Here is a 22311-nt window from a genome sequence, read left to right as displayed (position 1 = left end):
AGGGGACCGGGCATGTACATCGCGGCAAGCCGTACCTCGGACCTGGCGGCCGGGACCGACCGGAAGCCCGCGCTCAAACGGGTGTCCGCCAACGTCGTGGCGCTGGGAATGGTCAGCCTGGTCACCGACGTCTCCTCGGAGATGGTGACCGCTGTCCTCCCGCTCTACCTGGTGCTCGGCCTCGGCCTGAACCCGTTGCAGTTCGGGTTGCTCGACGGCCTCTACGCCGGTGCCACCGCTCTCGTACGGGTGCTCGGCGGGCACCTCGCCGACCGGTGGCGGCGGCTCAAGGCGGTCGCCGGGTTCGGGTACGGCCTGTCCGCGGTGTGCAAGCTCGGCCTGGTGGCGGCCGGTTCTTCGGTCGCCGCGATCGGTGTCGTGCTCGCCGCCGACCGCACCGGCAAGGGGGTGCGCACCGCGCCGCGCGACGCGCTGATCTCCCTGAGCAGCGAGCCCGGCACGCTCGGCCGGTCGTTCGGGGTGCACCGCGCGCTCGACACCGTCGGCGCGTTCCTCGGCCCGCTCGTCGCGATGGTCGTGCTCGCGCTGAGCCTCGGCAGCTACACGAGCGTGTTCTTCACCAGTTTCTGCGTTGCCGTGATCGCCGTGCTGCTGCTGGCCCTGTTCGTCCGTGACCGGCCCGGCACGGTGGATCGCGCCGCCGTGTCGCTGCGGGCCGCGGCGGGTCTTCTGCGCGACGCGGACTTCCGGCGCGTCACGCTCTGGGCCGCGGTGCTGGGCCTGGTGACCGTCGGCGACTCGTTCGTCTACCTCGTGCTGCAGCGGCGCTGGGAGATCGCGGCGACGTACTTCCCGCTCCTGCCGCTGGGCACCGCCGGGGTGTACCTCCTGCTGGCCGTCCCGCTCGGGCGGCTGGCCGACCGGATCGGGCGGTGGCCGGTGTTCCTCGGCGGGCACGCCGCGCTGTGCCTGGCCCTCGGCCTGCTCTGCGGGCCTGCCGCGCCGGTGCTCGCCGTGGTCGCGCTCGGCCTCCACGGCCTGTTCTACGCGGCCACCGACGGCGTCCTCATGGCCGCGGCCGGCCCGCTCATCCCGCGTCATCTCCGGGCGACCGGGATGGCCGTCGTGCAGACCGGGCAGGCCGGGGCGCGGATGGTCTCGTCCGTCCTCTTCGGACTCGCTTGGACGCTGTGGGACCTGCGCCCGGCGGTGCTCGTCGCCGCGGGCTGCCTGGTGGCCGTCGTCCTCGCCGCCGCGTTCGCGAAGCCGGTGCGGCCGTGAGGAAACTCGTCTTCGCCCTGGCCGGCACCGCGCTCCTGATCGCCGCGGCCGTCACCTACATCGTCAACGCGCGTCCCGACGCCGCCGAGGCGGGGCCGGCCGCGCAGCTCACCCTCGCGCCCGGTCAGCTGCTGTTCCGGCAGGTGTCGACCGGCCGTGTCGCCGCCGTCCCGCTCGTCGAGCCGGGGGCAAAACCACAGGTCAGCGGCCTGAAGTGCGACCGGTTCGCGGTGGCGCGGCAGACCGCTGTATGCCTGGCCGTCCGGCCCGGCACGCTTCCGCCGGTGACCGACGTCCTGGTCCTCGACGACCACCTCGCCGTCCGGCACTCCGAGGCCGTGCCGGGCACGCCGAGCCGCGCGCGGGTCTCCCCGGACGGTAAACGCGTGGACTGGACGGTCTTCGTCACCGGCGACTCCTACGCGGCCACCGGCTTCTCGACCCGCGCCGGCGTCTACGAGGTCGACACCGGACGGCTGGTCAAGACGATCGAGGAGCTCCCGGTGTTCCTCGACGGCCAGCGCTACTTCGCCGCCGACGTCAACTACTGGGGCATCACCTTCGCCGGGGACAGCAACCGCTTCTACGCGACGCTCGGCAGCAAGGGCAAGACCTACCTCGTCGAAGCCGACTACGCGCGCTACCGCGGCAAAGCCCTGCGAGAGAACGTCGAGTGCCCGTCGCTGTCACCGGACGGCACCCGGGTCGCGTTCAAGAAGAAGGTCGGCGACGGCGTCTGGCGGCTGTCCGTGCTCGACCTCAAGACGCTGGAGGAGTCCGAACTCGCCGAGCCGCGCAGTGTCGACGACCAGGCTCTCTGGCAGGGCGACCGGGTCCTCTACGGACTGGGCAACGCCGTCTGGGCGGTTCCGGCGGACGGCTTCGGCCGTCCGGAACGGCTGGTCGCGGACGCCGGGTCGCCGGCTGTCACGGGGTGACGCCCACCGCCGCGAACAGCGTCCGCACGCACAGGTCGCGCAGCTCCTCCTGGGTGACCTTCGGCTGGTCGAGCCAATCGAGGATCATCGCCGCGACGAACGCCAGCCAGCCGCGGACGGCCAGCCGGGTCGTGTCCGTGACCGTGGTCAGCAGGCTCACGGCGTCCAGGATGCGTGACGCGTTCGCGGCCATCCCGGCTTCGCGGATCTGCCGGATCTCGCCGTCTTCGCCGCCCATCGCGCGGTGCACGATCCGGTAGCCGTCCGGGTGCGTGCGCGCGAACTCGAGGTAGACGTCGAGCCCGGCGCGCAGCTGCTCGGTCACCGGTAGCGCCGGGTCGGGCTCGCTCATCGCCAGCAGCTGGTCGCGCTGGCCGCGGACGATCTCGGCGAAGAAGTCCTTCTTGGTCGGGAAGTAGTGGTAGAGCAGGCCGCGGGAGACCTGGGCGATCTCGGCGACCTCTTCGATCCAGACCTCGTCGTACGGCCGTTTCGCGAACAACCCGGCGCCGATCGTCAGGAGCTGTTCGCGCCGCTGTTCGGTGCTCAGCCTCGTCCGCATCCCCCGATCTTACTTGACACGGGTTCAGTAGCGGGGGATCGTGGCGTTATTGGATTCGGATTCAATAGGGGGCGTCGTGGACACCACCGGCATGCCGCACCGGCCGGGCCGCCTGCCCGTGGTCGGCGACCTGATCGGCGCGAACCCGCGCACGCCGCTGCAGGACACCCTGCGCATCGGCCGGAAGATCGGGCCGGTCTTCACCCGCAAGATCTTCGGCTTCGAGATCGTCTTCGTCGGCGGCGTCGACCTCGTCACCGAGCTGAACGACGAGACGAAATTCGGCAAGCACGTCGGCATGGGCATCGAGAACCTGCGCGCGGTCGCCGGTGACGGCCTGTTCACCGCCCACACGCACGAGCCGAACTGGCGGCTGGCGCACGACATCCTGCAGCCGGCCTTCTCCGCCGAGGCGATGCGCCGCTACCACCCGGTCATGCTGGACGTCGCCCGCGAGCTCGTCGCGCGCTGGGACACCGCGACCGGGCCGGTCGACGTCGCCGCCGACATGACCCGGCTGACGCTGGAGACGATCGGCCTCGCCGGGTTCGGCTACCGGTTCGGGTCGTTCGAACGCGCCGAGCCGCACCCGTTCGTCACGGCGATGCAGCGTTCGCTGCGGTTCGCGCAGCTGCAGAACGTCAAACTGCCGTTCGTCCGGCGCGCGTTCGCCGGAACGGCCGAGCAGAACCAGGCCGACATCGCCGTCATGACCGACCTCGTCGACGAAGTCATCCAAGGACGGCGGATCAGCGGCGAGGAGAGCCGCGACCTGCTCGGGTTGATGCTCACCGAGGGCCACCCGATGACCGGCGAGCGGCTTGACCCGATCAACATCCGCAACCAGGCGATCACCTTCGTCGTCGCCGGCCACGAGACGACCTCGGGCGCGCTGTCGTTCGCGTTGTACTACCTGACGCGGCACCCGGAACTCCTGGACAAGGCCCGCGCCGAGGTCGACGCCGTCTGGGGCGACCGCGAGCCCGCCTTCGGCGACGTCGCGAAGCTGCGTTACGTGCGACGCGTGCTCGACGAGGCGATGCGGCTCTGGCCGACGGCGCCGGGCTACTCGCGCGAAGCCCGCGAAGACGTCGTCCTCGGCGGGAAGTACCGGATGCGCAAGGGCGACTGGGTGATCGTGCCGCTGCCCCTGGTCCACCGCGACCCGGCGGTCTGGGGCCCGGACCCCGAGGCGTTCGACCCGGACCGCTTCGAACCCGCGGCGGTGAAGAAGCGGCCGGCGCAGGCGTACAAGCCGTTCGGGACGGGCGAGCGCGCCTGCATCGGCCGCCAGTTCGCGCTGCACGAAGCCGTGCTCGCGCTCGGGATGGTGTTGCAGCGCTACGACTTCGACGTCGACCCGGCGTACGAGCTCAAGATCGTGGAGTCCCTGACGCTCAAGCCGAGCGGGTTCACGGTGCGGCCGCGGGTGCGGAATCGGGCTACTGCGAGGGCTTAGGTACGCAGGTAGCGCACCTGTGTGCCCTTCTCCCGCTCGAACTCGTCCCGCCCGGCGAGGTGCTCGGGGACGCCGACCTCCCACCAGGCCCCGGCTTCGGTCCACGCCGACGGCTGGGTCTTGACGACCACGACCGCCGGGCGCTTCTCGGCCACCGCGGCCTCGCGCGCCTGGGCGTACGCCGAGCGGATGTCGTCCACTGTGGACGCTGTGAAAACCAGGCAGCCCAACGACTCCGCGTGGCGGGCGAAGTCGACCCGCGGTGGTGATGCGTGTGACGTCGTGCAGTCGGCGTAGAAGTTGTTGAACGGCTTCCCACCTTGACCCTGCTGGAGCCGCGCGATCACCGCGTAACCGTCGTTGTCGCACACCACCGCGACGAACGGGTGCCCGGCGAACGCGGCCGAGAACAGCTCCGAGTTCAGCATCAGGTACGAGCCGTCGCCCAGCAACGTCGTGACCAGGCCGGGGTGGGCGATCGCCGCGCCCCACGCGCCGGACAGCTCGTAGCCCATGCACGAGAAGCCGTATTCGACGTCCATCGATACGGAGCCGGACCCGCGCCAGCCGCCGATCAGCTCGCCCGGCATCCCGCCGGACGCCGTCATGACGTAGTCGTCCGCATCCGAGAGGTCGTTCACCACTCCGACGACCTGGGCGTACGACGGGATTTCCGCGGCCGCCGACCGCAGCGAGTCGATGTGCGCGTCCCACTTCGCGCGCTCGGTCGCCGCTCGCGACGTCCACGACGGATCCACCCGCCAGCTCTCCAGCTGCGCGCCGAGGTCGGCCAGGCCCGCGTCCGCGTCGCCGACCACCGACAGGGCGCCGTGCTTGACCGCGTCGAACCTCGCCGCGTTCAGCGTGACCAGCCGGACGTCGGCGGAGAACACCGTCCAGGACGCCGTCGTGAAGTCCTGCAACCGGGTGCCGACGGCCAGGACGACGTCCGCCTCGGCCGCGACGACATTCGCCGACGTCGAGCCGGTGATCCCGAGCGGGCCGGCGTTGAGGTCGTGCGTGTGCGGCACCAGCGTGCGGCCCGCGGTGGTCTCGGTGACGGGAATGCCGTGCCGCTCGGCGAAGTCCAGCGCGCGGCGTCCGGCGCCGGAATAGCGGACGCCGCCGCCGAGCACGAGCAGCGGCCGCTTGGACGCGCGCAGCACCCCTGCCGCCTCGGTGACCGCCCGGCGGTCGGGACGCGGGCGCAGCGGCCGGTGCGTCACCGGCTCGAACAGGGCCTCCGGGAAGTCGTATGTCTCGGCCTGGACGTCCTGCGGCAGCGCCAGGACCACCGGGCCGGCGTCGGCCGGGTCCGTCAGCACCCGCGCGACCTGCGGCAACGCCGAGAGCAGCTGCTCGGGCCGGGTGATCCGGTCGAAGTAGCGGCTGACCGCGCGGAAGGCGTCGTTGACCGTCGCGGTGCCGTCGCCGAAGGGCTCGATCTGCTGCAGCACCGGGTCCGGCGCGCGGCTGGTGAACGTGTCACCCGGCAGCAGCAGCACCGGCAGCCGGTTCGCGTGCGCGACCCCGGCGGCGGTGACCATGTTCAGCGCGCCCGGCCCGATCGACGACGTCACGACGCCGACCTGCCGCCGGTGTGTCGCCTTCGCGTAGCCGACCGCGGCCAGGGCCATGCCCTGCTCGGTGTGCCCGCGCCAGACCGGGATCTCGCCGCGGTGCTCCTCCAGCGCCGTGCCGAGCCCGAGGACGTTGCCGTGCCCGAAGATCGCGAACACCCCCGGGAACAGCGGCACCTCACGGCCGTCGAGGGTTTCCGAACGCTGCGCGAGGATCCACTTGACCAGCGCTTGAGCCGTCGTCAGCTTCACCGGACCCGCCCTTCGTGGTCGGTCACCGGACAGCGCGGGTCGAGGTCCTCGGACTTCCACGTGTCGCGGATCCAGCTGTGCGCCGGGTCGTCGCAGAACGCCATGGAGCGTTCGTCCGCCGGCCCGGCCAGGACGTTCAGGTAGTACATCGGGTAGCCGGGCGCCGCGACGCACGGGCCGTGGTAGCCGCGCGGGATCAGGAAGACGTCGCCGTCGCGGACCGCGGCGTCCTCGTCCAGCTCGCCGTCCGCGGTGTACGTCCGGTGCAGGCCGAAGCCCTCGCGCGACGGCGTCACACCGTCCCGGCCCGCGATCCGGAAGTAGTAGATCTCCTCGTTGACGACCTCGCACTCGGACGCCTCATCGTGCTTGTGCGGCGGGTACGACGACCAGTTGCCGCCCGGCGTGATCAGCTCGCACGCGTTGAGCTTGTCGGCGTGGTCCCACACCCCGGGCACGCCGAAGTTGGTCACCTGCCGCGTCGCCTGGCCGCTGCCGCGGACCTCGACCGGGACGCCGTCGGCGGGGCCGTACTTCGGTTCTAGGCGGCGGGTGCAGCGGGCCATCGGCAGCGCCACCACCGCGCCCGTGGACGACGTCAGCTCGACCTCGGCGTCGCGCGGGACGTAGGCGAAGTCCGTGACCCGGCTGAACACCGAGTCACGGCCCTCCAGCTCGAACTCCTCGTCGTCGACGCGGACCGTGAGCGAGCCGGACAGCGGCAGCACGAACGCCTCGAACTCGCCGGTCTCGATCGTGCGTGGCAGCCGCCTGCCGATCTTGAGCACCTGCAACCCGGTGTACGCCCAGCCCGCCGCTTCCGGCGTCAGCACGATCGGGTCGGAGTCTTCGGACAGTGTCCCGTGTGGACGGTGCAACGCGCTCACTTCGCGGCCTCCAGAACCTTCGCGGCGGCATCGACGGCCGAGCCGACGTCACCATCGGGCGGGTAGAGCAGGGTGCGGCCGACGACCAGGCCACGGACGACGTCGTGGCGCAGCGTCCGGCCCCACGACGCCAGGTCGCCGGCGGGATCACCCGAGGGCACCCCGCCGAGGATGACGACCGGGAGTGTCGTCGCGCCGAGGACCTCGGGCGAGTCGGTGGACGGCAGCTTCAGCCAGGTGTGCGCCGACGTCGTGCCGATGCCGGACGCCACCGTGACGGCCCGGGCCAGGGACGCGGGATCCTTCTGCAGCACCAGCTTCCCGCCTTCGCGGGTGTAGGGCAGTGGCTCGACCATCGCCATCAGCCCGTACGCGGCCAGCTCGGTGACGGCGGTCGCGCAGGCCTGCAGCGTCGGGATCGTGCCCGGGTCGGAGTCGACCAGCCGTAGCAGCATCTTGCCGCCGTCGAGGCCGCAGTCGATCAGGCTGGCGGCGTCGTAGCCGGTGAACCGGTCGTCGATCTCCCAGTCCGCGCCGGCCAGGCCGCCGCGGTTCATCGAGCCGATCACGACCTTGTCGTGCAGCGCGCCGAGCAGCAGCAGCTCCTCGACGACGTCCGGAGTACCGAGCAGGCCGTCGACCGCGGGGTTGGCCAGCGCGACGAGCAGCCGGTCGAGCAGGGTCCGCCGGTCGGCCATGGCGAGGGGGTCCCCGCCGACACCGAGGGCCCCGCGGGCCGGGTGGTCGGCCGCGACCAGGAACAGCGTCCCGGAGTCGGACAGCAGCTGGGAACGCCGTTTGCGCGTCGCGTACGCCTGGCGGACCGCGCCGGGGTTCGTGGCCCGGGTGTGCAGCAGCTCGCGCCAGCGGTCGTCCGTCAGCAAGGTCGTCACAGCAGCTCCTCGATCTCCGCGGCGGTCGGCATCGCGTCGGCACAGGCCAGCCGGGACGCGACCAGCGCGCCCGCCGCATTCGCGTACTCCGCGATCCGCACCGGGTCCCAGCCGGACAGCAGCCCGTGGATCAGCGCGCCGCCGAAGCCGTCACCCGCGCCGAGGCCGCAGACGACGTCGATGCGCAGCGGCGGCACCGTCCACCGGCCGTCCGGCGTGGCGACGAGCACGCCGTCCGCGCCCTTCTTGATCACCGCGAGCCGCAGCCCGCGCTCCAGCATCCGGTCCGCCGCCTCGTCCGGGTCCGCGGTGCCGACAGCGACCTCCACCTCGGTCCGGTTGCCGACCGCGACCGTGACGTGGTCCAGCATCGAGCCGATTTCCTCGCGGGCCTGCTCCACCGACGACCAGAACATCGGCCGGTAGTCCAGGTCCAGCACGGTGTGCTCGCGGCGGCCCCGGGTCTCCAGGATCTTCCGCTGCGTCGCCCGGGCCGGCTCGACCGAGACGCCCGTGCCGGTGACCCACAGCAGCGGCACCGACTCGACGACCTCCCACGGCACGTCCGCCTCGGTCAGCGTGAGGTCGGGCGCGACGGGGGAGCGGTAGAAGAGCAGCGGCGGGTCCGCGGGCGGGTTCAGCTCGCAGAACACCACCGGCGTCTGCAGGTCCGGTGAAGTGCCCACATAGGACGGTGAGACGCCGAAGCCGTCGAGAGCCTGCCGGACGTAGTCGCCGAAGCCGTCCGGGCCGACCTTGGTCAGCACCGCCGCCGACCGCCCGAGCCGCGCGGCGGCGACCGCGACGTTGGTCGCGGTCCCGCCGAGCGACTTGGCGAAGGTGCTGACCTCGGCCAGGGGGACGCCGCTCTGCTCGGGGTAGAGGTCGACGCCCACCCGGCCGATCGTCAGCGCTTCGAGGGTCATGGCGTCTTTTCCACCTGCCGCAGTTCGTGTTCGAGCGCTTCCAGTTCCGCACCGCCCGCCATCTGCCGGGTCAGCTCGTTGATGTCGATGTCCTTCTTCTCGTACGAGCCGAGCGGCGCGCCCCGCTTGAGCAGCAGGAACCGGTCGGCGACCGGGAACGCGTGGTGCGGGTTGTGCGTGATCAGCACGACGCCGAGCCCGCGGTCGCGGGCCTGGGCGACGTACTTGAGCACGACGCCGGCCTGCTTGACGCCCAGGGCCGCCGTCGGCTCGTCGAGGATCAGCACCTTCGCGCCGAAGTAGACCGCCCGCGCGATCGCGACGCACTGGCGCTCACCACCGGAAAGCGTGCCGACCGGCTGCTCGACGTCCCGCAGGTCGATGCCCATGTCGGACAGCGCCTGCTTGGTCGTCTCGCGGCCCTTCTTGCGGTCCAAGGCCTTGAACGGGCCGAACCCCACCGTCGGCTCCGAACCGAGGAAGAAGTTCCGCCAGACGCTCATCAGCGGCACCACCGCGAGGTCCTGGTACACGGTCGCGATGCCGTGGTCCAGCGCCTCGCGCGGTGATGCGAAGCGCACCGGCGAACCTTCGACGAGGAACTCGCCGCGGTCGTGTTGGTGCACCCCGGCCAGGATCTTGATCAGCGTGGACTTCCCGGCGCCGTTGTCGCCGAGCACGCAGGTCACCTCGCCCGCGTTGACCACAGTGGACACGTCGCGCAGCGCGATGACGCTGCCGTAGGTCTTCCCGATGTCCTTGACTTCCAGCAGGGGACTCATCGCCGCACCCTTTCCGCGCGCCGCCGGAAGGCGTTGTTGACCAGGACCGCGGCCAGCAGCATGATGCCGAGGAACAGCATGAACCAGTCGCTGTTCCACTGGGCGAACACGATGCCCTGGCGCGCCATGCCGAAGATCAGCGCGCCGATCGCCGCGCCCACCGCCGAGCCGAAGCCGCCGGTGAGCAGGCAGCCGCCGATCACCGCGGCGATGATGAACTGGAACTCCAGCCCGATGCCCTGGTTGGCCTGCACGCTCGCGAAGCGCAGGATGTTGATCGAACCGACCAGCCACGCGCCCAGCGCGGTGCCCATGAACAGCAGGATCTTCGTGCGCACCACCGGCACGCCGACCGAGCGGGCCGACACCTGCGACCCGCCGACGGCGAAGATCCAGTTGCCGAACCGGGTCCGCAGCAGCAGCCACGCGGCGATCGCCGTCACGACGATCCACCAGATGATCGACGACTGGAATTCCGTGCCGCCGATGTCGAACGTCGAGGCGAACAGGCCGCCGGCCGACTCGTAGCCGCTGGTCGAGCGCATCCCCGACACCTGGACGGTGTCGGTGACCAGCCGCGTCACGCCGAGGTTCAATCCCTGCAGGGCCAGGAACGACCCCAGCGTGACGATGAAGCTGGGCAGGCCGGTCTTCATGACCAGCCAGCCGTTGAACGCGCCGACGCCGAGGGCGAACACCAGGGAGACCAGCAGCGCGAGCCAGACGTTCCAGCCCGCCTGCGTCGCCAGGATCGCGGTGACCAGCGACGTCGACGCCGTCATCACGCCCGCCGAGAGGTCGAACTCGCCGCCGACCATGAGCAGCGCGACCACCACGGCCATGATGCCCAGCGTCGACGAGTCGTCGAGCCAGGTCGCCACGCCGAGCGGGCTGAGGAACTGGCCGGTGACGACCGAGAAGAAGACGAACACCAGGACCGCGCCGAGCAGGGCCCCGATCTCCGGCCGGACGACCAGCCGGTCGGTCAGGCTCTTCTTCGCTATTCGCTCGTCCGGCTCTGCTTGGATCGCTGCGGTCATGTCACTCCCCTTAGCGGGTGCCGCGCTGCGCGTACGGGGCCACGGTGTCGATGTTGGTCTTGTCGACGAAGCCCGGACCGGTCTGCACCGGGTGGCCACCCCCGATGGTGTTGCCGTTTTCCTTGTACAGCTTGAGGAACACGACCGGCAGGTAGCCCTGCTCGTACTGCTGCTGGTCGACGGCGAAGAGGATGGTGCCCGCCTTGATGGCGGCCACGACATCGGCGTTCAGGTCGAAGGTCGCCACCTGCGCCTTCGAGCTCGCTTCCTTCGCCGCGTCCACCGCGCGGGCCGCGACCTGCGAGTTCAGCGCCAGGACCGCGTCGATCGACGGGTCGGCCTGCAGCGCGCCGCGGATCCGCGCCTGCGCGTCGGTCGGGTTGGAGATGTCGACCTGCAGCGTCGAGACGGTGCCGAAGGTCTGCTTCGCGCCGTCACAACGCTGGTTCTGGCCGATGTTGCCGGCCTCGTGGATGACGCACAGCAGCTTCGTCTTGCCCGCCGCCTTGAGCCGCTGCCCGGCGCCCTGGCCGGCGAGGCCCTCGCTCTGCCCGACGTGCGCGATCGCGCCGAACGCCGCGCTCTGGTCCTCGCCCGAGTTGATCGTGACGACCGGGATGCCGGCCTTGACCGCGTTCTGGATCGACGTCTGCAGCGCCTGCGGGTTCGCCATCGACACGACCAGGCCGCCGACCTTCTGCGCGACGGCGTTGTCGATCAGCTTGGCCTGGTTGCCGGGGTCGCCGTCGGCGTAGTAGTCGACGCCGACGTCGAGGTCCTTGCCGGCCTGCTCGGCGCCGTTCTTGACGACGTTCCAGAACGCGTCACCGGCGCTGCCGTGGGTGACCACGGCGATCTTGAGCGGGCCGCTCGAACCCGGCGGCGCGGCGGCCGAGGAAGGGGCGCTGGAGCTGCTGTTCGAGTTGTCGGCGCTCGGCCCGCTGCAGGCGGCGAGCACCAGTCCGGTGGCGGCGACGGCCGCCACCACGGCGAAGCTTCTCTTGAACGAAAACACAGTCACTCCTTTGGGACCAGTTAGAGGGCGTGCACGATCTTCGCGAGTTCCGCGAGGCTGCGCTCGGTGTCGCGGCGAGGCACGTCGTCGGGGCTCGCCTCATCCAGGGCGGTGTCCTGTTCGAGGACGTACCAGCCGTCGTAGCCCGCCGCTTGGACGGAGCGCACCATCGACGCCACGTCCACGTCCCCCTCGCCGAGCGGCACGTAGAGGCCCCGCCCGACCGCTTCGGTGTACCCGAGCCGCCCCGCGCGGACCTCGGCGGCCAGGTCCCCCTTGACGTCCTTCAGATGCACGTGCGCCACCCGCTCGGGAAACCGCTTCGCCAGCTCGACCGGATCGGTCCCGCCGATCATCAGGTGTCCGGTGTCGAGGCACAACCCCAGATCGGAATCGCCGAGGAAGCGCTCGACCTCGGCCTGCTGCTCCACGTGCGTCCCGACGTGCGGGTGCAGCACCGTGCGCAGGCCGTGGCCCCGGGCGATGTCCCGGATCTTGCCGGCGGTCTCGACGAGCGTCGCCCATTCGGCGTCGGTGAGCCGCGGGCGTTCGTCGTAACCGTCGAGACCGGTCGCGGCGGCGAGCACGAGGACGTCACCCCCGCACGCGGCGAACAGCGCGGCGGACTCCTCGGCTTCGGCGAGCGCCGTTTCCTGGTCGGTGTGCAGCACGACGGCGAGGAAGCCGCCCACGAGCGTCAGGTCGTGCTCCCCGAGCAACGCGCGCAGCTCGGCCGGGTCGCGGGGGAGATAACCCGGCGGGCCCAGTTCGGTGGCCCGGACGCCGAGTTCCGCCATCTCGCGCAGCACGGTCGGCGCGTCCAGCACGCGGCCCCAGCCGGGGACTTCGCAGACGCCCCAAGAGATCGGGGCGGCGGCTACTCGGATCGTCGCTGGCACAGCGGGCCCTCCGTTGGTCCGTTGGAGCGCTCTATTGATTAGAGCGCTCTAATCTTGTAGCGTCCGTCACAGCAAAGTCAAGGGCTTGTTTCCGGCCCGTAACCCACACGCTGGGAGGTGCGGCGATGGTGCGTCCGACCATGGAGGACGTGGCCGCGCGGGCGGGGGTTTCCCGCGCGCTGGTCTCCCTGGTGATGAGGAATTCACCGAAGGTCTCCGAGGCGCGGCGGGCGGCCGTCCGGCGCGCGGCCGAGGAACTCGGCTACCAGCCGCACGTCATGGCGCGGTCGCTGGCCAGCCGGACGTCCACGGTGCTCGGCGTGATGGTGAACGACCTGCGCAACGCGTTCTTCGCCGACATCGTCGAAGAACTGGACAGCGCCGCGCAGGCGGCGGGCTTCGACCTGATCCTCAACACGGGCGGCCGGAGCCCCACGCGCGAGTGGAACGCCCTGCACAACCTCCTTTCCTTCCGGCCGGCGGGCATCGTCCTGCTGTCGCCGGTCGTGCCGGCCTCGGCGATCCAGGTCGCGGCCCGGCAGTGCCCGGTCGTGCTGGTCTCGCGCACCGCGCGTGCGTCCACAGTGGACACGGTGAACGACGACGGCGAGGCGGGTTCCGCGCTGGCCGTCGACCACCTGGTCGGCCTCGGGCACCGGCGCATCGCCCACCTCGACGGCGGCGGTGCGGCCGGGGCGGCGCAGCGGCGGCGCGGCTTCGAGGCCGCCATGCGGGGGCACGGTCTCGAGCCGATCGTCGTGCGCAGTGAACACACCGACATCGGCGGCGAGAACGCCGTGCGGGAGCTGCTCGCCGCGTACGCGCGCCCGGACCTGCCGACGGGGCTGGTCGCCGGCAACGACTTCAACGCCGTGGGGGCGATTTCGGCCCTCGAGGAAGCGGGGCTGCGCGTGCCGGAGGACGTGTCGGTCGTCGGCTACGACAACACCTCGCTCGCCGCGTTGCGGCACCTTTCGCTGACCACCGTGGACCAGCCGCGCAAGGACATGGCGCGGCTGGCCTTCGAGGCCCTGCTCGAACGCGTGCGCGGGGAGCGCACCGAACCCGTCCGGCACCTGCTGCACCCGTCCCTGGTGGTCCGGTCGACCACCGCGCACGCTTAGGAGACTCCGTGTCCGAACTCGTCCAGCACTGGATCGACGGCGCCCGCACGGCCGGGGTGTCGTCCCGCCGCGGCGACGTCTTCCAGCCCGCGACCGGGGAGGTGGCCCGGCAGGTCGTCCTGGCCGGGCCGGCCGATGTGGACACCGCGGTGGCGTCGGCGGTCAAGGCGTCGCACGACTGGGCCGACAGTTCGCTGTCCGCCCGCACCCGGATCCTGTTCAAGTTCCGCGAACTGGTCGACACGCACCGCGACGAGCTGGCCGCGCTGATCACCGCCGAGCACGGCAAGGTGCTCTCGGACGCCGCGGGCGAGGTCCAGCGCGGGCTGGAGGTCGTCGAGTTCGCCTGCGGCATCGCCCAGGTGCTCAAGGGTGAGCGCTCCGACCAGGTCTCCCGCGGCATCGACGCGTATTCGCTGCGCCAGCCGCTCGGCGTCGTCGCCGGCATCACGCCGTTCAACTTCCCGGTGATGGTGCCGATGTGGATGTTCCCGATCGCCATCGCCTGCGGCAACACGTTCGTGCTCAAGCCGTCCGACCGCGACCCGTCGGCGTCGATCCGCCTCGCCGAGCTGTTCGCCGAGGCCGGGCTGCCGCCGGGCGTGCTCAACGTCGTCCAGGGCGGCGCCGAAGCCGTCAACGCGCTGCTCGTGCACCCCGACATCACCGGCGTGTCGTTCGTCGGGTCGACGCCGATCGCCCGGCACGTCTACGAGACCGGGACGGCCGCGGGCAAGCGCGTCCAGGCCCTCGGCGGCGCGAAGAACCACATGATCGTGCTCCCGGACGCCGACCTCGACGGCGCGGCCGACGCGGCGGTGTCCGCGGGTTACGGCAGCGCGGGGGAGCGGTGCATGGCGATCTCGGTCGTCGTGGCGGTCGGCGACCGCGGTGACGAGCTGGTCGACGCGATCGCGTCCCGGACCCGCGAGCTGAAGACGGGCCCTGGTACGGACGAGACCTCGCAGATGGGACCGGTGGTCACCGGTGCCGCACGCGACCGGATCGTGTCCTATGTGGACGCAGGGGAGAAGGCGGGCGCGTCCCTCGTGGTCGACGGCCGGACCTTCGACGGGCCCGGTGCCGGGTTCTGGGTCGGGCCGACCCTGTTCGACCACGTGACCACCGGGATGTCGGTCTACACCGACGAGATCTTCGGCCCGGTGCTGGTCGTCGTCCGCGCGGACACCTTCGAGGAGGCGCTCGCGCTGGTCAACGCCAACCCGTACGGCAACGGCACGGCGATCTTCACCACCGACGGCCTGGCCGCGCGCGAGTTCGAGCGCCGCGTGCAGGTGGGCATGGTCGGCATCAACGTCCCGATCCCGGTCCCGATGGCCTACTACTCCTTCGGCGGCTGGAAGGACTCGCTGTTCGGCGACACGCACGTCCACGGCGCCGAGGGCGTCCGGTTCTACACGCGGGCGAAAGCCGTCACGTCACGCTGGCCGCGTCAGGCCAACGGCGTCGACCTGGGTTTCCCCACGCACCGCTGATTTTTCGGACACAGGAGGGTTTACGACGATGAGGTTGGGACTGGCGGGCACCGGGCGGATCGGCACCGCGCACGCGGAGACGCTCAAGGGGTTCGACGAGGTCGAGTCGGTCGTGGTGGCCGACGTCGACACCGCGCGCGCCCAGGCCGCGGGGGCGAAGCTGGGAGTGGAGGTCGCGGCGAGCATCGAGGGGCTGTTCGCCGCGGGCCTCGACGGCCTGGTCGTCACGGCGGCCACCGACGCCCACCCGGGGTTGATCATCGCGGCGGTCGACGCGGGCCTGCCGGTGTTCTGCGAGAAGCCGGTCGCGGCCGACATCCCGGGCACCCTGGCCGTCATCGACCGGATCGGCGCGTCCGACGTCCCGGTCCAGATCGGCTTCCAGCGCCGGTTCGACGCGGGCTACGCGGCGGCGCGCGCGGCGGTCGCGTCCGGTGAGCTGGGCTGGCTGCACACACTGCGCGCGACGACGTTCGACCCGGCACCCCCGCCGGCGGAGTACGTCGCCCACTCGGGCGGGCTGTTCCGCGACTGCGGCGTCCACGACTTCGACATCATCCGCTGGGTGAGCGGCCGCGAGATCGAAGAGGTCTACGCGATCGGCGCCAACCGCGGCGAGCGGTTCTTCGCCGACGCGGGCGACGTCGACACGGCGGCGGCCACCCTGACCCTGGACGACGGCTCCTTGGCGACGGTGTCCCTGACCCGCTACAACGGCGCCGGTTACGACGTCCGCCTGGAGGCCCTCGGTTCGGTCTCCGGCGTGGTCGTCGGCCTGGACGACCGGGCGCCGCTGCGCTCGGTCGAGCCGGGAGTCCCCGCGCTGCCGGGTCCGGCGTACCCGGGCTTCATGGAGCGCTTCCGCCCGGCGTACACAACGGAGCTGAAGGCTTTCCTCGACGTCGTGGCCGGTCGCGCGCCATCGCCGTGCGTCGCGGCGGACGCGCTCGAAGCGTTCTACATCGCCGAAGCCTGCGAAGTCTCGCGTCGGGAGCGCCGCCCGGTGAAGCTCACGGAGGTCCGCCGCTGACTCCGTGAGAGAGGGGTCGACACGCGTGATTGCGAAGCCGACACGCGTGATCAGGAGGACGACACGCCGCAAGCCGGTCGTGTTGACTCGCCAACCACGGGTGTTGACGTTCTGATCACGGGCGGAGGAGCTTGCGGACTGTGCGTTCCACCAGGTCGGCGGCCTTCGGCGGGGGAGTGCGGCCGGTCGAGAGGTAGCGGTGGACGACCGCGCGCGGGATCTCGACCAGGGCCAGCACGACGTCCTCGTCCGTGCAGCCGGTGAGCGAGGGCAGGGAGAGCGTCGCCCGCTTCAGAGCCGCGCGGAGTTCTTCCTCCGCGGCGGTCAGGGCCGTGACGGCTTCGGGGGACCAGTCTGCGGGGCCGAAAGCCTGCTTGCCGGCGTCGAGGACGCGGGCGCCGTCGGGGTGCTTGCGGCACCAGCGGACGACGCTCGTGGCGGCCTCGACCGCCGCGTCCACCGAAGCCGCGTCGCCGAGGGTCTCGACGAACAGGGCCTGGAAGTCGCGCAGGGTGCGGAGCCAGAGGGTGGCCAGCAGGGCCGGGCGGTCCGGGAACCGGTGGTAGATCGAGCCGTTCGGCGCGCCCGCGGCTTTGGCCGTCGCGGCCATCGTGACCGCGCGGGCGCCGCCCTCGGCGAACAACGTCGTCGCGGCGTCGAGGAACTGCGCTGTGGTGTGTGTTGCCGGCCGGCCCATGGTTCTGGAGACTATCCTCTGTTACGTTCTGGAGGACAGTCTCCAGAACGGAGGGTTGTGCCATGGTTCGCAACGTCCACACCCGGAGGTTCCCGCGGCCGGTGCCGCTCGAGCTGCTGGCCACGCTCGGCACCGGGGACGACCGGCTCTGGCCGGTCGCCGACTGGCCGCCCACCCGGCTCGACGGCCCGCCCGCCCCGGGCACGACCGCGGGCCACGGTCCCGTCCGGTACGTCCTCGAAGAGGTCTCGCCCGATCGCCTGCGGTTCCGCTTCACGGCGCCGAAAGGCCTGCACGGCTACCACGAGTTCACGATTTCGGGTGACACGCTGACGCACGTCCTGGCCGGGACGCTGCACGGCTGGGCCCGGCTGAGCTGGCCGCTGGTGTTCCGCCCCTGCACGACGCGCTGCTGGAACAGCTCCTGGACCGCGCCGAACTGGCGGTGACCGGCCGGGTCGCCCAGCCGGTTCGCTGGTCGCCGTACGTCCGGTTCCTTCGCGCGCTCGCCGGGATGCGCGCCAACCGGCTGAGCCCGGCCGATCACCGCTGACCGGCCGGGCCCTCGGTCAGTGCGTTTCCGCCGCGCAGAAGGTGTCGCGCGCCGGGCGCTCACCCGTCACCAGGAAGTCGGTCACCGCGGTGTTGGCGCACTGGTTCCCCGCGACCACGTAGACGCCGTGGCCGCCCTCGTCGGCGGTCACCATCCGGGCCCGGTCCCCGAAGGCCGCGCGCAGCTTGCGGGCGTTCACCAGCGGGGTGCCCGGGTCACGCTGGTTCTGCACCAGGAGCACGTTCGACGGGCCGTTCGCGGTGATCCGCACCTTCGGCTCGGTCGCCGGGGTCGTCCAGTACGCGCACGGCGAGATGTTCGCCGTGGCGGCGCCGAGCATCGGGTAGCGGATCCGGTCGATCGCGACGTTGGCCTGGTAGGTCGCTACCGACCGCGGCCAGCGCGAGTCGGTGCAGACCACGGCGAGCCGGGCGGCCAGCATGTTCTCGGTGATCTCGCCCGTGAGCTTCGGCGTCTCACCCTTGTCCAGCGCCTGCCACGCCGCGGCGAGGTCCGGGAACTGCGCGTCGCCGTAGGAGTAGCTGAACGCCAGACCGCGGAAGGCCGAGCCGTCGATCCCCGCGACCGGCGCCTTCTCCAGGCGGGTGGCCAGCTCGAAGAACTTGGCGGTCACCTGGGCGGGGGTGGTGCCCAGCCCGTACTTCGGGTTCGCCGCGGCGAACTTCGCGAAGTCCGGGAACCGGTCCTTCAGGCCCTGGGAAAAGGCGCGCATCGCGTCGATGTCGTAGCCGCCGGGCCCGAGATTGCTGTCGAGCACGATCTTGTCGCCGCGCCGCGGGAACATCGTCGTGTAGACCGCGCCCAGGTACGTGCCGTAGGACGCGCCCAGGTAGGAGAGCGTGGGCTCGCCCAGCGCCTCCCGGATGCGGTCCATGTCCCGCGCGGTGTTCGCCGTGGTCACGTGCGGCAGCATCCAGCCGGTGCCGGACGTCGCGCACTGCCGGGCTACGGCCTTCGAGACCTGCGCCTGCTTGATGACGTCGGCGGGGCCCTCGGCGTAGGGCAGGTTGCCGGTCGCCTGCTGCTCCGGCGTCAGATCGCAGGTCACGGGGGAGCTGTGCCCGATGCCGCGCGGGTCGAAGCCGATGACGTCGTACTGGTCCCGCACGCTCTGCGGCAGCGGCGCCGGCAGGCTCGGGATGGCCAGCAGCTGCGGGTAGTCCAGCCCTTCGACGCCGGGGCCGCCGGGGTTCGTGAACAGCACGCCACGCCGCTTTTCGGGGTGCTTGCCCGGCAGGCGCGAGACGGCGATGTCGATCTTGCGGCCGCCGGGGTCGCGGTAGTCCAGCGGAACCGGCAGCGTCGTGCACTCCAGGTCGGGTGTGGGGAAGGCGCCGGCCGGACAGGGCCCCCACTTCAGCCCGCTCGCCGCAGGCGCGGCCGAGGCGGCGGGCACCACAGCGGTCGCGGCGACCGCCACGACGGCGGCGGCCAGGAGGATCTTCTTCATCGGTGTCGAGGACATGCCCCGATTCCAGCGCGCCGGGCGGCGGGGAAGCAGTGTGCTGACGTCACCAGCCCTTGTGACGTGGTGTCACTGGCGCTTCACTTCGGGGGTGAACCTGACACCCCTGGACGAGCCCGCACTGGCGCGACTGCTGGAGGCCGCCGTCTCCGGCGCGGACCCCCTGGAGGTGATGCCGCCGGTCGAAGACGAGCCGGGCTGGACGCCGGCCCGCCGGGCGGCGTTCCTCGAGTTCCACCGAGGCCGTTCCCTCCGCGCGGAGACGGCCGTGGAACGCACGTGGGTGATCGACGTCGACGGAAAGGCGGTCGGAGCGGCCCGTCTGGAACCGCGCGGGGACGCGGTGGAGGCGGGAATCTGGCTGAGCCGGGCCGCCCGGGGCAGGGGGATCGGCAAGCAGGTGACGGCCGCCCTGCTGGCGGAGGCCCGCGGGTCGGGCACATCGCGGTTCATCGCCTCGACGACGGCGGGTAATCGCGGCGCTCGAGCCCTGCTGAGCGGAATCGGCGCGAAGCTGGCGCAGCGCGGCGACGAAGTGGCAGCGGAACTACCGCTGAGCTGACACCGGCTTCGGCGGGACTTGGCTCATGTCGCGGTGAGGTGGCCATTCTCCGGTCACCGAGCGCCGCCTGGTGCCGTTGCGGTCGGGCATCGCCTGCGAGTGTGACCGCGCTGGGGTGCGTACCGTCGGCTGCTGCTGCTGCGGTGGCTGCCGGCCGAGGTGCTACCGCCGTGGACTTTCGGCGGAAGCCATCGGTGCACCGGCAGGCTGGCAGCCGCTGGCGTAGGTGCGCAGTTCGTTGCGAACTCGCTGTGCAAGGGGCTTGAGCCGGCGGCCGCGAAAGCAGGTGCCCAGCTCATCTCGAAGCTGGTGTTCGAGAACGGCGAGGGTTGCCCGCCGGCTCGCGCACGCCGGCGGGTCGGGTCGCCGACGGTCTTGACGCGACTTCCGGTGTGGTGGCGGCCGGTCTGAGCTCGGTGTCCTTGTGGTGAGCTACCGTCGGCCTGACTTCAGCCGCGGCAGGATCTCCGTGCGGACGTACTCCAGGGCGTCCCGCTCCGGCAGGATGTGCGGTCCCTGCACCCACGCCACCCCGTGCCGCGCCGCCGCGGCCGTCAGGCGTTCTCGCAGCGGGCCCACCACTCCCGCGCCCAGCACCAGCGCGTCCACCACGCCCAGGCGGGACAACGCCGCTTCCTCCGAAGCGACGCCGTCCGCGGCGAGACCCGCCGCGGACAGCGCCGCCGTCACCCTCGAGACCGTGGCCGGGTTGCGGCCGAACAGCAGCACCTTCATGCCACCCAGCGTGCGACCTCAAGTGCGCTCGAGGTCAAGACCTCAGTCGAGCTGCAGCTCCGGGGAGTACATCTCGATCCAGTGGTACAGGTCGAGCAGCCGGTCCAGGCCGATGCGGGCGCCCGGGTCCATGGTGGCCGAGTCCACTTCGGACACCCGGTGCGCCCAGGCCTTGTCGACCAGGCCGAACACCGCGTGGTTCGGCTCCGCGAGGACCTCCTTGACCTGCTGCTGCAGCGCCGCCGCGTAGCCCGGGTCCTGCGTCGACGGGTACGGGCTCTTCACCCGCTGCGCCACCGACTCCGGCAGCACGTGCTTGGTCGCGTGCCGCAGGAGGCTCTTCTCGCGGCCGTCGAACGTCTTCAGCGACCACGGCGTGTTGTAGACGTACTCGACCAGCCGGTGATCGCAGAACGGCACGCGGACCTCCAGGCCCACCGCCATCGACGCGCGGTCCTTGCGGTCGAGCAGCATCCGCACGAAACGGGTCAGGTGCAGGTTGCAGATCGTCCGCATCCGCGCTTCCTTCGCGGACTCGCCGTCGAGGTGGTCGACACCGGCGACCGCCGTCGCGTACTGGTCCGCGACGTAGGTCTCCAGGTTCAGCTTCTGCCGCAGCTCCGCGGTGTAGAGCGACGCGCGCTCGTCCATCATCGAGTTCCGGAACGCCAGCCACGGGAACGTGTCGGCGTTGACGGCCTTCTCGTCGTGGAACCAGCGGTAACCGCCGAACACCTCGTCGGCCGACTCGCCGGACAGGGCCACCGTCGACTCGCCGCGGATCGCCTTGAACAGCAGGTACAGCGACGTGTCCATGTCACCGAGGCCGGCCGGGATGTCGCGGGCCTTCAGCACCGCGCGCCGCACCGCCGGGTCGCTGAGCTCCGCCGGGTTCAGCATGACGTCCTGGTGCGCGGACCCGACCAGGTTCGCGACGTCGCGGATGTAGGGCGAGTCCGCGGTGTCGCGCATCTCGTCCGGCTTGAAGTTCTCTTCCTGGCCGAAGAAGTCGACGGAGAACGTCCGCAGCTGCTCGCCCTGCTCGGCGAGGTGGGGCGCGGCGAGGCCGGTGACGGCGCTGGAGTCCAGGCCGCCGGACAGCAGCACGCAGCGCGGGACGTCCGCGACGAGCTGGCGGTGCACGATGTCGGTCATCAGCTCGCGGACGCGCTCGACCGTGGTCTCCTGGTCGTCCGTGTGCTGCTTGGCGTCGAGCTTCCAGTACGTGCGGGTGCGGATGCCCTCGCGCGTCACGGTGACGATCGTGCCGGGCTGGACCTCCTCCATGCCCTTCCACAGCGACCAGCCGGGGCGCTTGGTGAACGCCATCAGCTCGCGCAGGCCTTCGGTGTCGACGACCTTGCGGGCGAGCGGGTTCTCGAGGATCGCCTTCGGCTCCGACCCGAACAGCACCCCGTCTCGAGTGGGGTAGTAGTAGAACGGCTTGATGCCCATCCGGTCGCGGATCATGACCAGGCGGTCGTCGCGCTCGTCCCAGATCGCGAAGGCGTACATGCCGTTGAGGTGGTCGACGACCGCGTCGCCCCACTGCAGGTAGCCGTGCAGCACCACTTCGGTGTCGCTGTCGGTCTCCCACTTGTGGCCGAGCTTCGTGAGCTCTTCCTTCAGTTCGGTGAAGTTGTAGGCCTCGCCGCTGTAGACCATCGCGACGTCGCCGTTCGGCGTGTGCACCGACATCGGCTGCCGCCCGCCCGGCAGGTCGATGATCGCGAGCCGTCGGTGGCCGAGCGCGACGTGCTCGCGCACCCAGGTGCCGACGCCGTCCGGGCCACGGCAGGCCATGGTCTCCGTCATGGCGTCCACGACGTCCTGCCGGCGCGTGAGGTCGGCGTCGTAGGAAACCCAGCCGGCGATACCGCACATACGGACCCCTCCAAGCTTTTACTTAGCTAGTACAACTATCGGTAACACAGGTGTAACACGGCAGGAACATCTTGTCTGCCCGAATTGCACGTTCCGCGCTCATTCGGTCACACAGTGTGCCGTGAGTCACTCACGAACCGCGACGGTGCCGTGGCGGAGGCAAACGCTTGCGTGACCGGCGCCACCCGCCATAAAGACGGCGTAAATGCGCATCAGGACGGCGTTAACGCGCCGTCAGCCAGCCTCCGCGGAGGGACGGAACGGCCGCA

Annotated in this window: 21 protein-coding genes; 8 read left to right on the top strand and 13 right to left on the bottom strand. The window is 71.3% G+C overall.

Features of this window, described 5'->3' with window-relative positions:
- Positions 1-12 precede the first annotated feature (12 nt).
- Both OG494_RS27090 and OG494_RS27085 read left to right on the top strand, forming a co-directional pair.
- Entirely contained in the window at positions 13-1242 is a 1230-nt protein-coding gene (locus tag OG494_RS27090) for an MFS transporter (RefSeq protein ID WP_328443312.1), read from the top strand.
- Entirely contained in the window at positions 1239-2180 is a 942-nt protein-coding gene (locus OG494_RS27085) for a hypothetical protein (RefSeq protein ID WP_328443311.1), read from the top strand. Before OG494_RS27090 ends, OG494_RS27085 begins: the two co-directional genes overlap by 4 nt.
- Here OG494_RS27085 and OG494_RS27080 read toward each other — a convergent pair.
- Positions 2170-2742: a TetR/AcrR family transcriptional regulator gene (locus OG494_RS27080; RefSeq protein WP_328443310.1), complete on the bottom strand. Its 573-nt coding sequence runs from the start codon at positions 2740-2742 to the stop codon at positions 2170-2172. The genes OG494_RS27085 and OG494_RS27080 overlap by 11 nt on opposite strands.
- Positions 2743-2818: 76 nt before the next feature.
- Between OG494_RS27080 and OG494_RS27075 the strand changes: the two genes are divergently transcribed.
- Complete coding sequence (locus tag OG494_RS27075; RefSeq protein ID WP_328443309.1) at positions 2819-4201, top strand: cytochrome P450; 1383 nt, start codon at positions 2819-2821, stop codon at positions 4199-4201.
- Here the strand turns inward: OG494_RS27075 and iolD are convergent.
- Genes iolD through OG494_RS27035 form a run of 8 tightly spaced genes read right to left on the bottom strand, consistent with a single transcriptional unit; the run spans position 4198 to position 12475 of the window.
- The gene (gene iolD, locus OG494_RS27070) at positions 4198-6033 is read right to left on the bottom strand and encodes a 3D-(3,5/4)-trihydroxycyclohexane-1,2-dione acylhydrolase (decyclizing) (RefSeq protein WP_328443308.1); all 1836 of its coding nucleotides are present in this window, start codon (positions 6031-6033) and stop codon (positions 4198-4200) included. The two genes, OG494_RS27075 and iolD, sit on opposite strands and share 4 nt — an antisense overlap.
- On the bottom strand, positions 6030-6920 hold the full coding sequence (iolB, locus tag OG494_RS27065; protein ID WP_328443307.1) for a 5-deoxy-glucuronate isomerase: 891 nt from the start codon (positions 6918-6920) through the stop codon (positions 6030-6032). Before iolB ends, iolD begins: the two co-directional genes overlap by 4 nt.
- On the bottom strand, positions 6917-7813 hold the full coding sequence (locus OG494_RS27060; protein WP_328443306.1) for a Cgl0159 family (beta/alpha)8-fold protein: 897 nt from the start codon (positions 7811-7813) through the stop codon (positions 6917-6919). The genes iolB and OG494_RS27060 overlap by 4 nt, the downstream gene beginning before the upstream one ends.
- A complete protein-coding gene (gene iolC, locus OG494_RS27055) occupies positions 7810-8739 on the bottom strand; it encodes a 5-dehydro-2-deoxygluconokinase (RefSeq protein ID WP_328443305.1) in 930 nt (309 codons plus the stop codon). Before iolC ends, OG494_RS27060 begins: the two co-directional genes overlap by 4 nt.
- On the bottom strand, positions 8736-9521 hold the full coding sequence (locus OG494_RS27050; protein WP_328443304.1) for an ATP-binding cassette domain-containing protein: 786 nt from the start codon (positions 9519-9521) through the stop codon (positions 8736-8738). The genes iolC and OG494_RS27050 overlap by 4 nt, the downstream gene beginning before the upstream one ends.
- Positions 9518-10561 (bottom strand): ABC transporter permease, encoded by a 1044-nt coding sequence (locus OG494_RS27045; protein ID WP_328443303.1) that lies wholly within the window; start codon positions 10559-10561, stop codon positions 9518-9520. Before OG494_RS27045 ends, OG494_RS27050 begins: the two co-directional genes overlap by 4 nt.
- Before the next feature lie 10 nt (positions 10562-10571).
- Positions 10572-11576, bottom strand: coding sequence for a sugar ABC transporter substrate-binding protein (locus OG494_RS27040; protein ID WP_328443302.1), 1005 nt, complete (start codon positions 11574-11576; stop codon positions 10572-10574).
- A 20-nt stretch (positions 11577-11596) separates the two neighbouring features.
- A complete protein-coding gene (locus tag OG494_RS27035; RefSeq protein WP_328443301.1) occupies positions 11597-12475 on the bottom strand; it encodes a TIM barrel protein in 879 nt (292 codons plus the stop codon).
- Between the two features lie 125 nt (positions 12476-12600).
- Here OG494_RS27035 and OG494_RS27030 point away from each other — a divergent pair, with 125 nt between their 5' ends.
- The 3 genes from OG494_RS27030 to OG494_RS27020 are packed head-to-tail and all read left to right on the top strand — an operon-like array spanning position 12601 to position 16125.
- Positions 12601-13599, top strand: coding sequence for a LacI family DNA-binding transcriptional regulator (locus OG494_RS27030; protein ID WP_328443300.1), 999 nt, complete (start codon positions 12601-12603; stop codon positions 13597-13599).
- Between the two features lie 8 nt (positions 13600-13607).
- Positions 13608-15095: a CoA-acylating methylmalonate-semialdehyde dehydrogenase gene (locus OG494_RS27025; RefSeq protein ID WP_328443299.1), complete on the top strand. Its 1488-nt coding sequence runs from the start codon at positions 13608-13610 to the stop codon at positions 15093-15095.
- A 28-nt stretch (positions 15096-15123) separates the two neighbouring features.
- On the top strand, positions 15124-16125 hold the full coding sequence (locus OG494_RS27020) for a Gfo/Idh/MocA family protein (protein ID WP_328443298.1): 1002 nt from the start codon (positions 15124-15126) through the stop codon (positions 16123-16125).
- A gap of 115 nt (positions 16126-16240) precedes the next feature.
- Here the strand turns inward: OG494_RS27020 and OG494_RS27015 are convergent, their stop codons facing one another.
- Positions 16241-16822, bottom strand: a complete 582-nt coding sequence (locus tag OG494_RS27015) for a TetR/AcrR family transcriptional regulator (RefSeq protein WP_328443297.1) — start codon at positions 16820-16822, stop codon at positions 16241-16243.
- A gap of 62 nt (positions 16823-16884) precedes the next feature.
- Here OG494_RS27015 and OG494_RS27010 point away from each other — a divergent pair, with 62 nt between their 5' ends.
- Positions 16885-17271: a hypothetical protein gene (locus OG494_RS27010; protein ID WP_328443296.1), complete on the top strand. Its 387-nt coding sequence runs from the start codon at positions 16885-16887 to the stop codon at positions 17269-17271.
- Between the two features lie 120 nt (positions 17272-17391).
- Here the strand turns inward: OG494_RS27010 and OG494_RS27005 are convergent, their stop codons facing one another.
- Complete coding sequence (locus OG494_RS27005; protein ID WP_328459037.1) at positions 17392-18846, bottom strand: alpha/beta hydrolase; 1455 nt, start codon at positions 18844-18846, stop codon at positions 17392-17394.
- Between the two features lie 106 nt (positions 18847-18952).
- Between OG494_RS27005 and OG494_RS27000 the strand changes: the two genes are divergently transcribed.
- On the top strand, positions 18953-19423 hold the full coding sequence (locus OG494_RS27000) for a GNAT family N-acetyltransferase (protein WP_328443295.1): 471 nt from the start codon (positions 18953-18955) through the stop codon (positions 19421-19423).
- A gap of 432 nt (positions 19424-19855) precedes the next feature.
- Here the strand turns inward: OG494_RS27000 and OG494_RS26995 are convergent, their stop codons facing one another.
- Both OG494_RS26995 and asnB read right to left on the bottom strand, forming a co-directional pair.
- Entirely contained in the window at positions 19856-20158 is a 303-nt protein-coding gene (locus OG494_RS26995) for a hypothetical protein (protein ID WP_328443294.1), read from the bottom strand.
- A gap of 42 nt (positions 20159-20200) precedes the next feature.
- Positions 20201-22042 (bottom strand): asparagine synthase (glutamine-hydrolyzing), encoded by a 1842-nt coding sequence (asnB, locus tag OG494_RS26990; RefSeq protein WP_328443293.1) that lies wholly within the window; start codon positions 22040-22042, stop codon positions 20201-20203.
- Between the last annotated feature and the right edge of the window lie 269 nt (positions 22043-22311).

Source organism: Amycolatopsis sp. NBC_00438 (assembly GCF_036026695.1).
GTDB lineage: Bacteria > Actinomycetota > Actinomycetes > Mycobacteriales > Pseudonocardiaceae > Amycolatopsis.
Note: the sequence above shows the minus strand (reverse complement) of the source record. Positions and strands in the feature narration are given on the sequence as shown.

Excerpts from the sequence above, each read along its gene's own strand:
- OG494_RS27090 (WP_328443312.1), top strand. The coding sequence starts at position 13 with ATGTACATCGCGGCAAGCCGTACCTCGGACCTGGCGGCCGGGACCGAC.
- OG494_RS27080 (WP_328443310.1), bottom strand. The coding sequence starts at position 2,742 with ATGCGGACGAGGCTGAGCACCGAACAGCGGCGCGAACAGCTCCTGACG.
- iolC (WP_328443305.1), bottom strand. The coding sequence starts at position 8,739 with ATGACCCTCGAAGCGCTGACGATCGGCCGGGTGGGCGTCGACCTCTAC.
- OG494_RS27050 (WP_328443304.1), bottom strand. The coding sequence starts at position 9,521 with ATGAGTCCCCTGCTGGAAGTCAAGGACATCGGGAAGACCTACGGCAGC.
- OG494_RS27045 (WP_328443303.1), bottom strand. The coding sequence starts at position 10,561 with ATGACCGCAGCGATCCAAGCAGAGCCGGACGAGCGAATAGCGAAGAAG.
- OG494_RS27030 (WP_328443300.1), top strand. The coding sequence starts at position 12,601 with ATGGTGCGTCCGACCATGGAGGACGTGGCCGCGCGGGCGGGGGTTTCC.
- OG494_RS27020 (WP_328443298.1), top strand. The coding sequence starts at position 15,124 with ATGAGGTTGGGACTGGCGGGCACCGGGCGGATCGGCACCGCGCACGCG.
- OG494_RS27015 (WP_328443297.1), bottom strand. The coding sequence starts at position 16,822 with ATGGGCCGGCCGGCAACACACACCACAGCGCAGTTCCTCGACGCCGCG.
- OG494_RS27010 (WP_328443296.1), top strand. The coding sequence starts at position 16,885 with ATGGTTCGCAACGTCCACACCCGGAGGTTCCCGCGGCCGGTGCCGCTC.
- OG494_RS27005 (WP_328459037.1), bottom strand. The coding sequence starts at position 18,846 with ATGAAGAAGATCCTCCTGGCCGCCGCCGTCGTGGCGGTCGCCGCGACC.
- OG494_RS26995 (WP_328443294.1), bottom strand. The coding sequence starts at position 20,158 with ATGAAGGTGCTGCTGTTCGGCCGCAACCCGGCCACGGTCTCGAGGGTG.
- asnB (WP_328443293.1), bottom strand. The coding sequence starts at position 22,042 with ATGTGCGGTATCGCCGGCTGGGTTTCCTACGACGCCGACCTCACGCGC.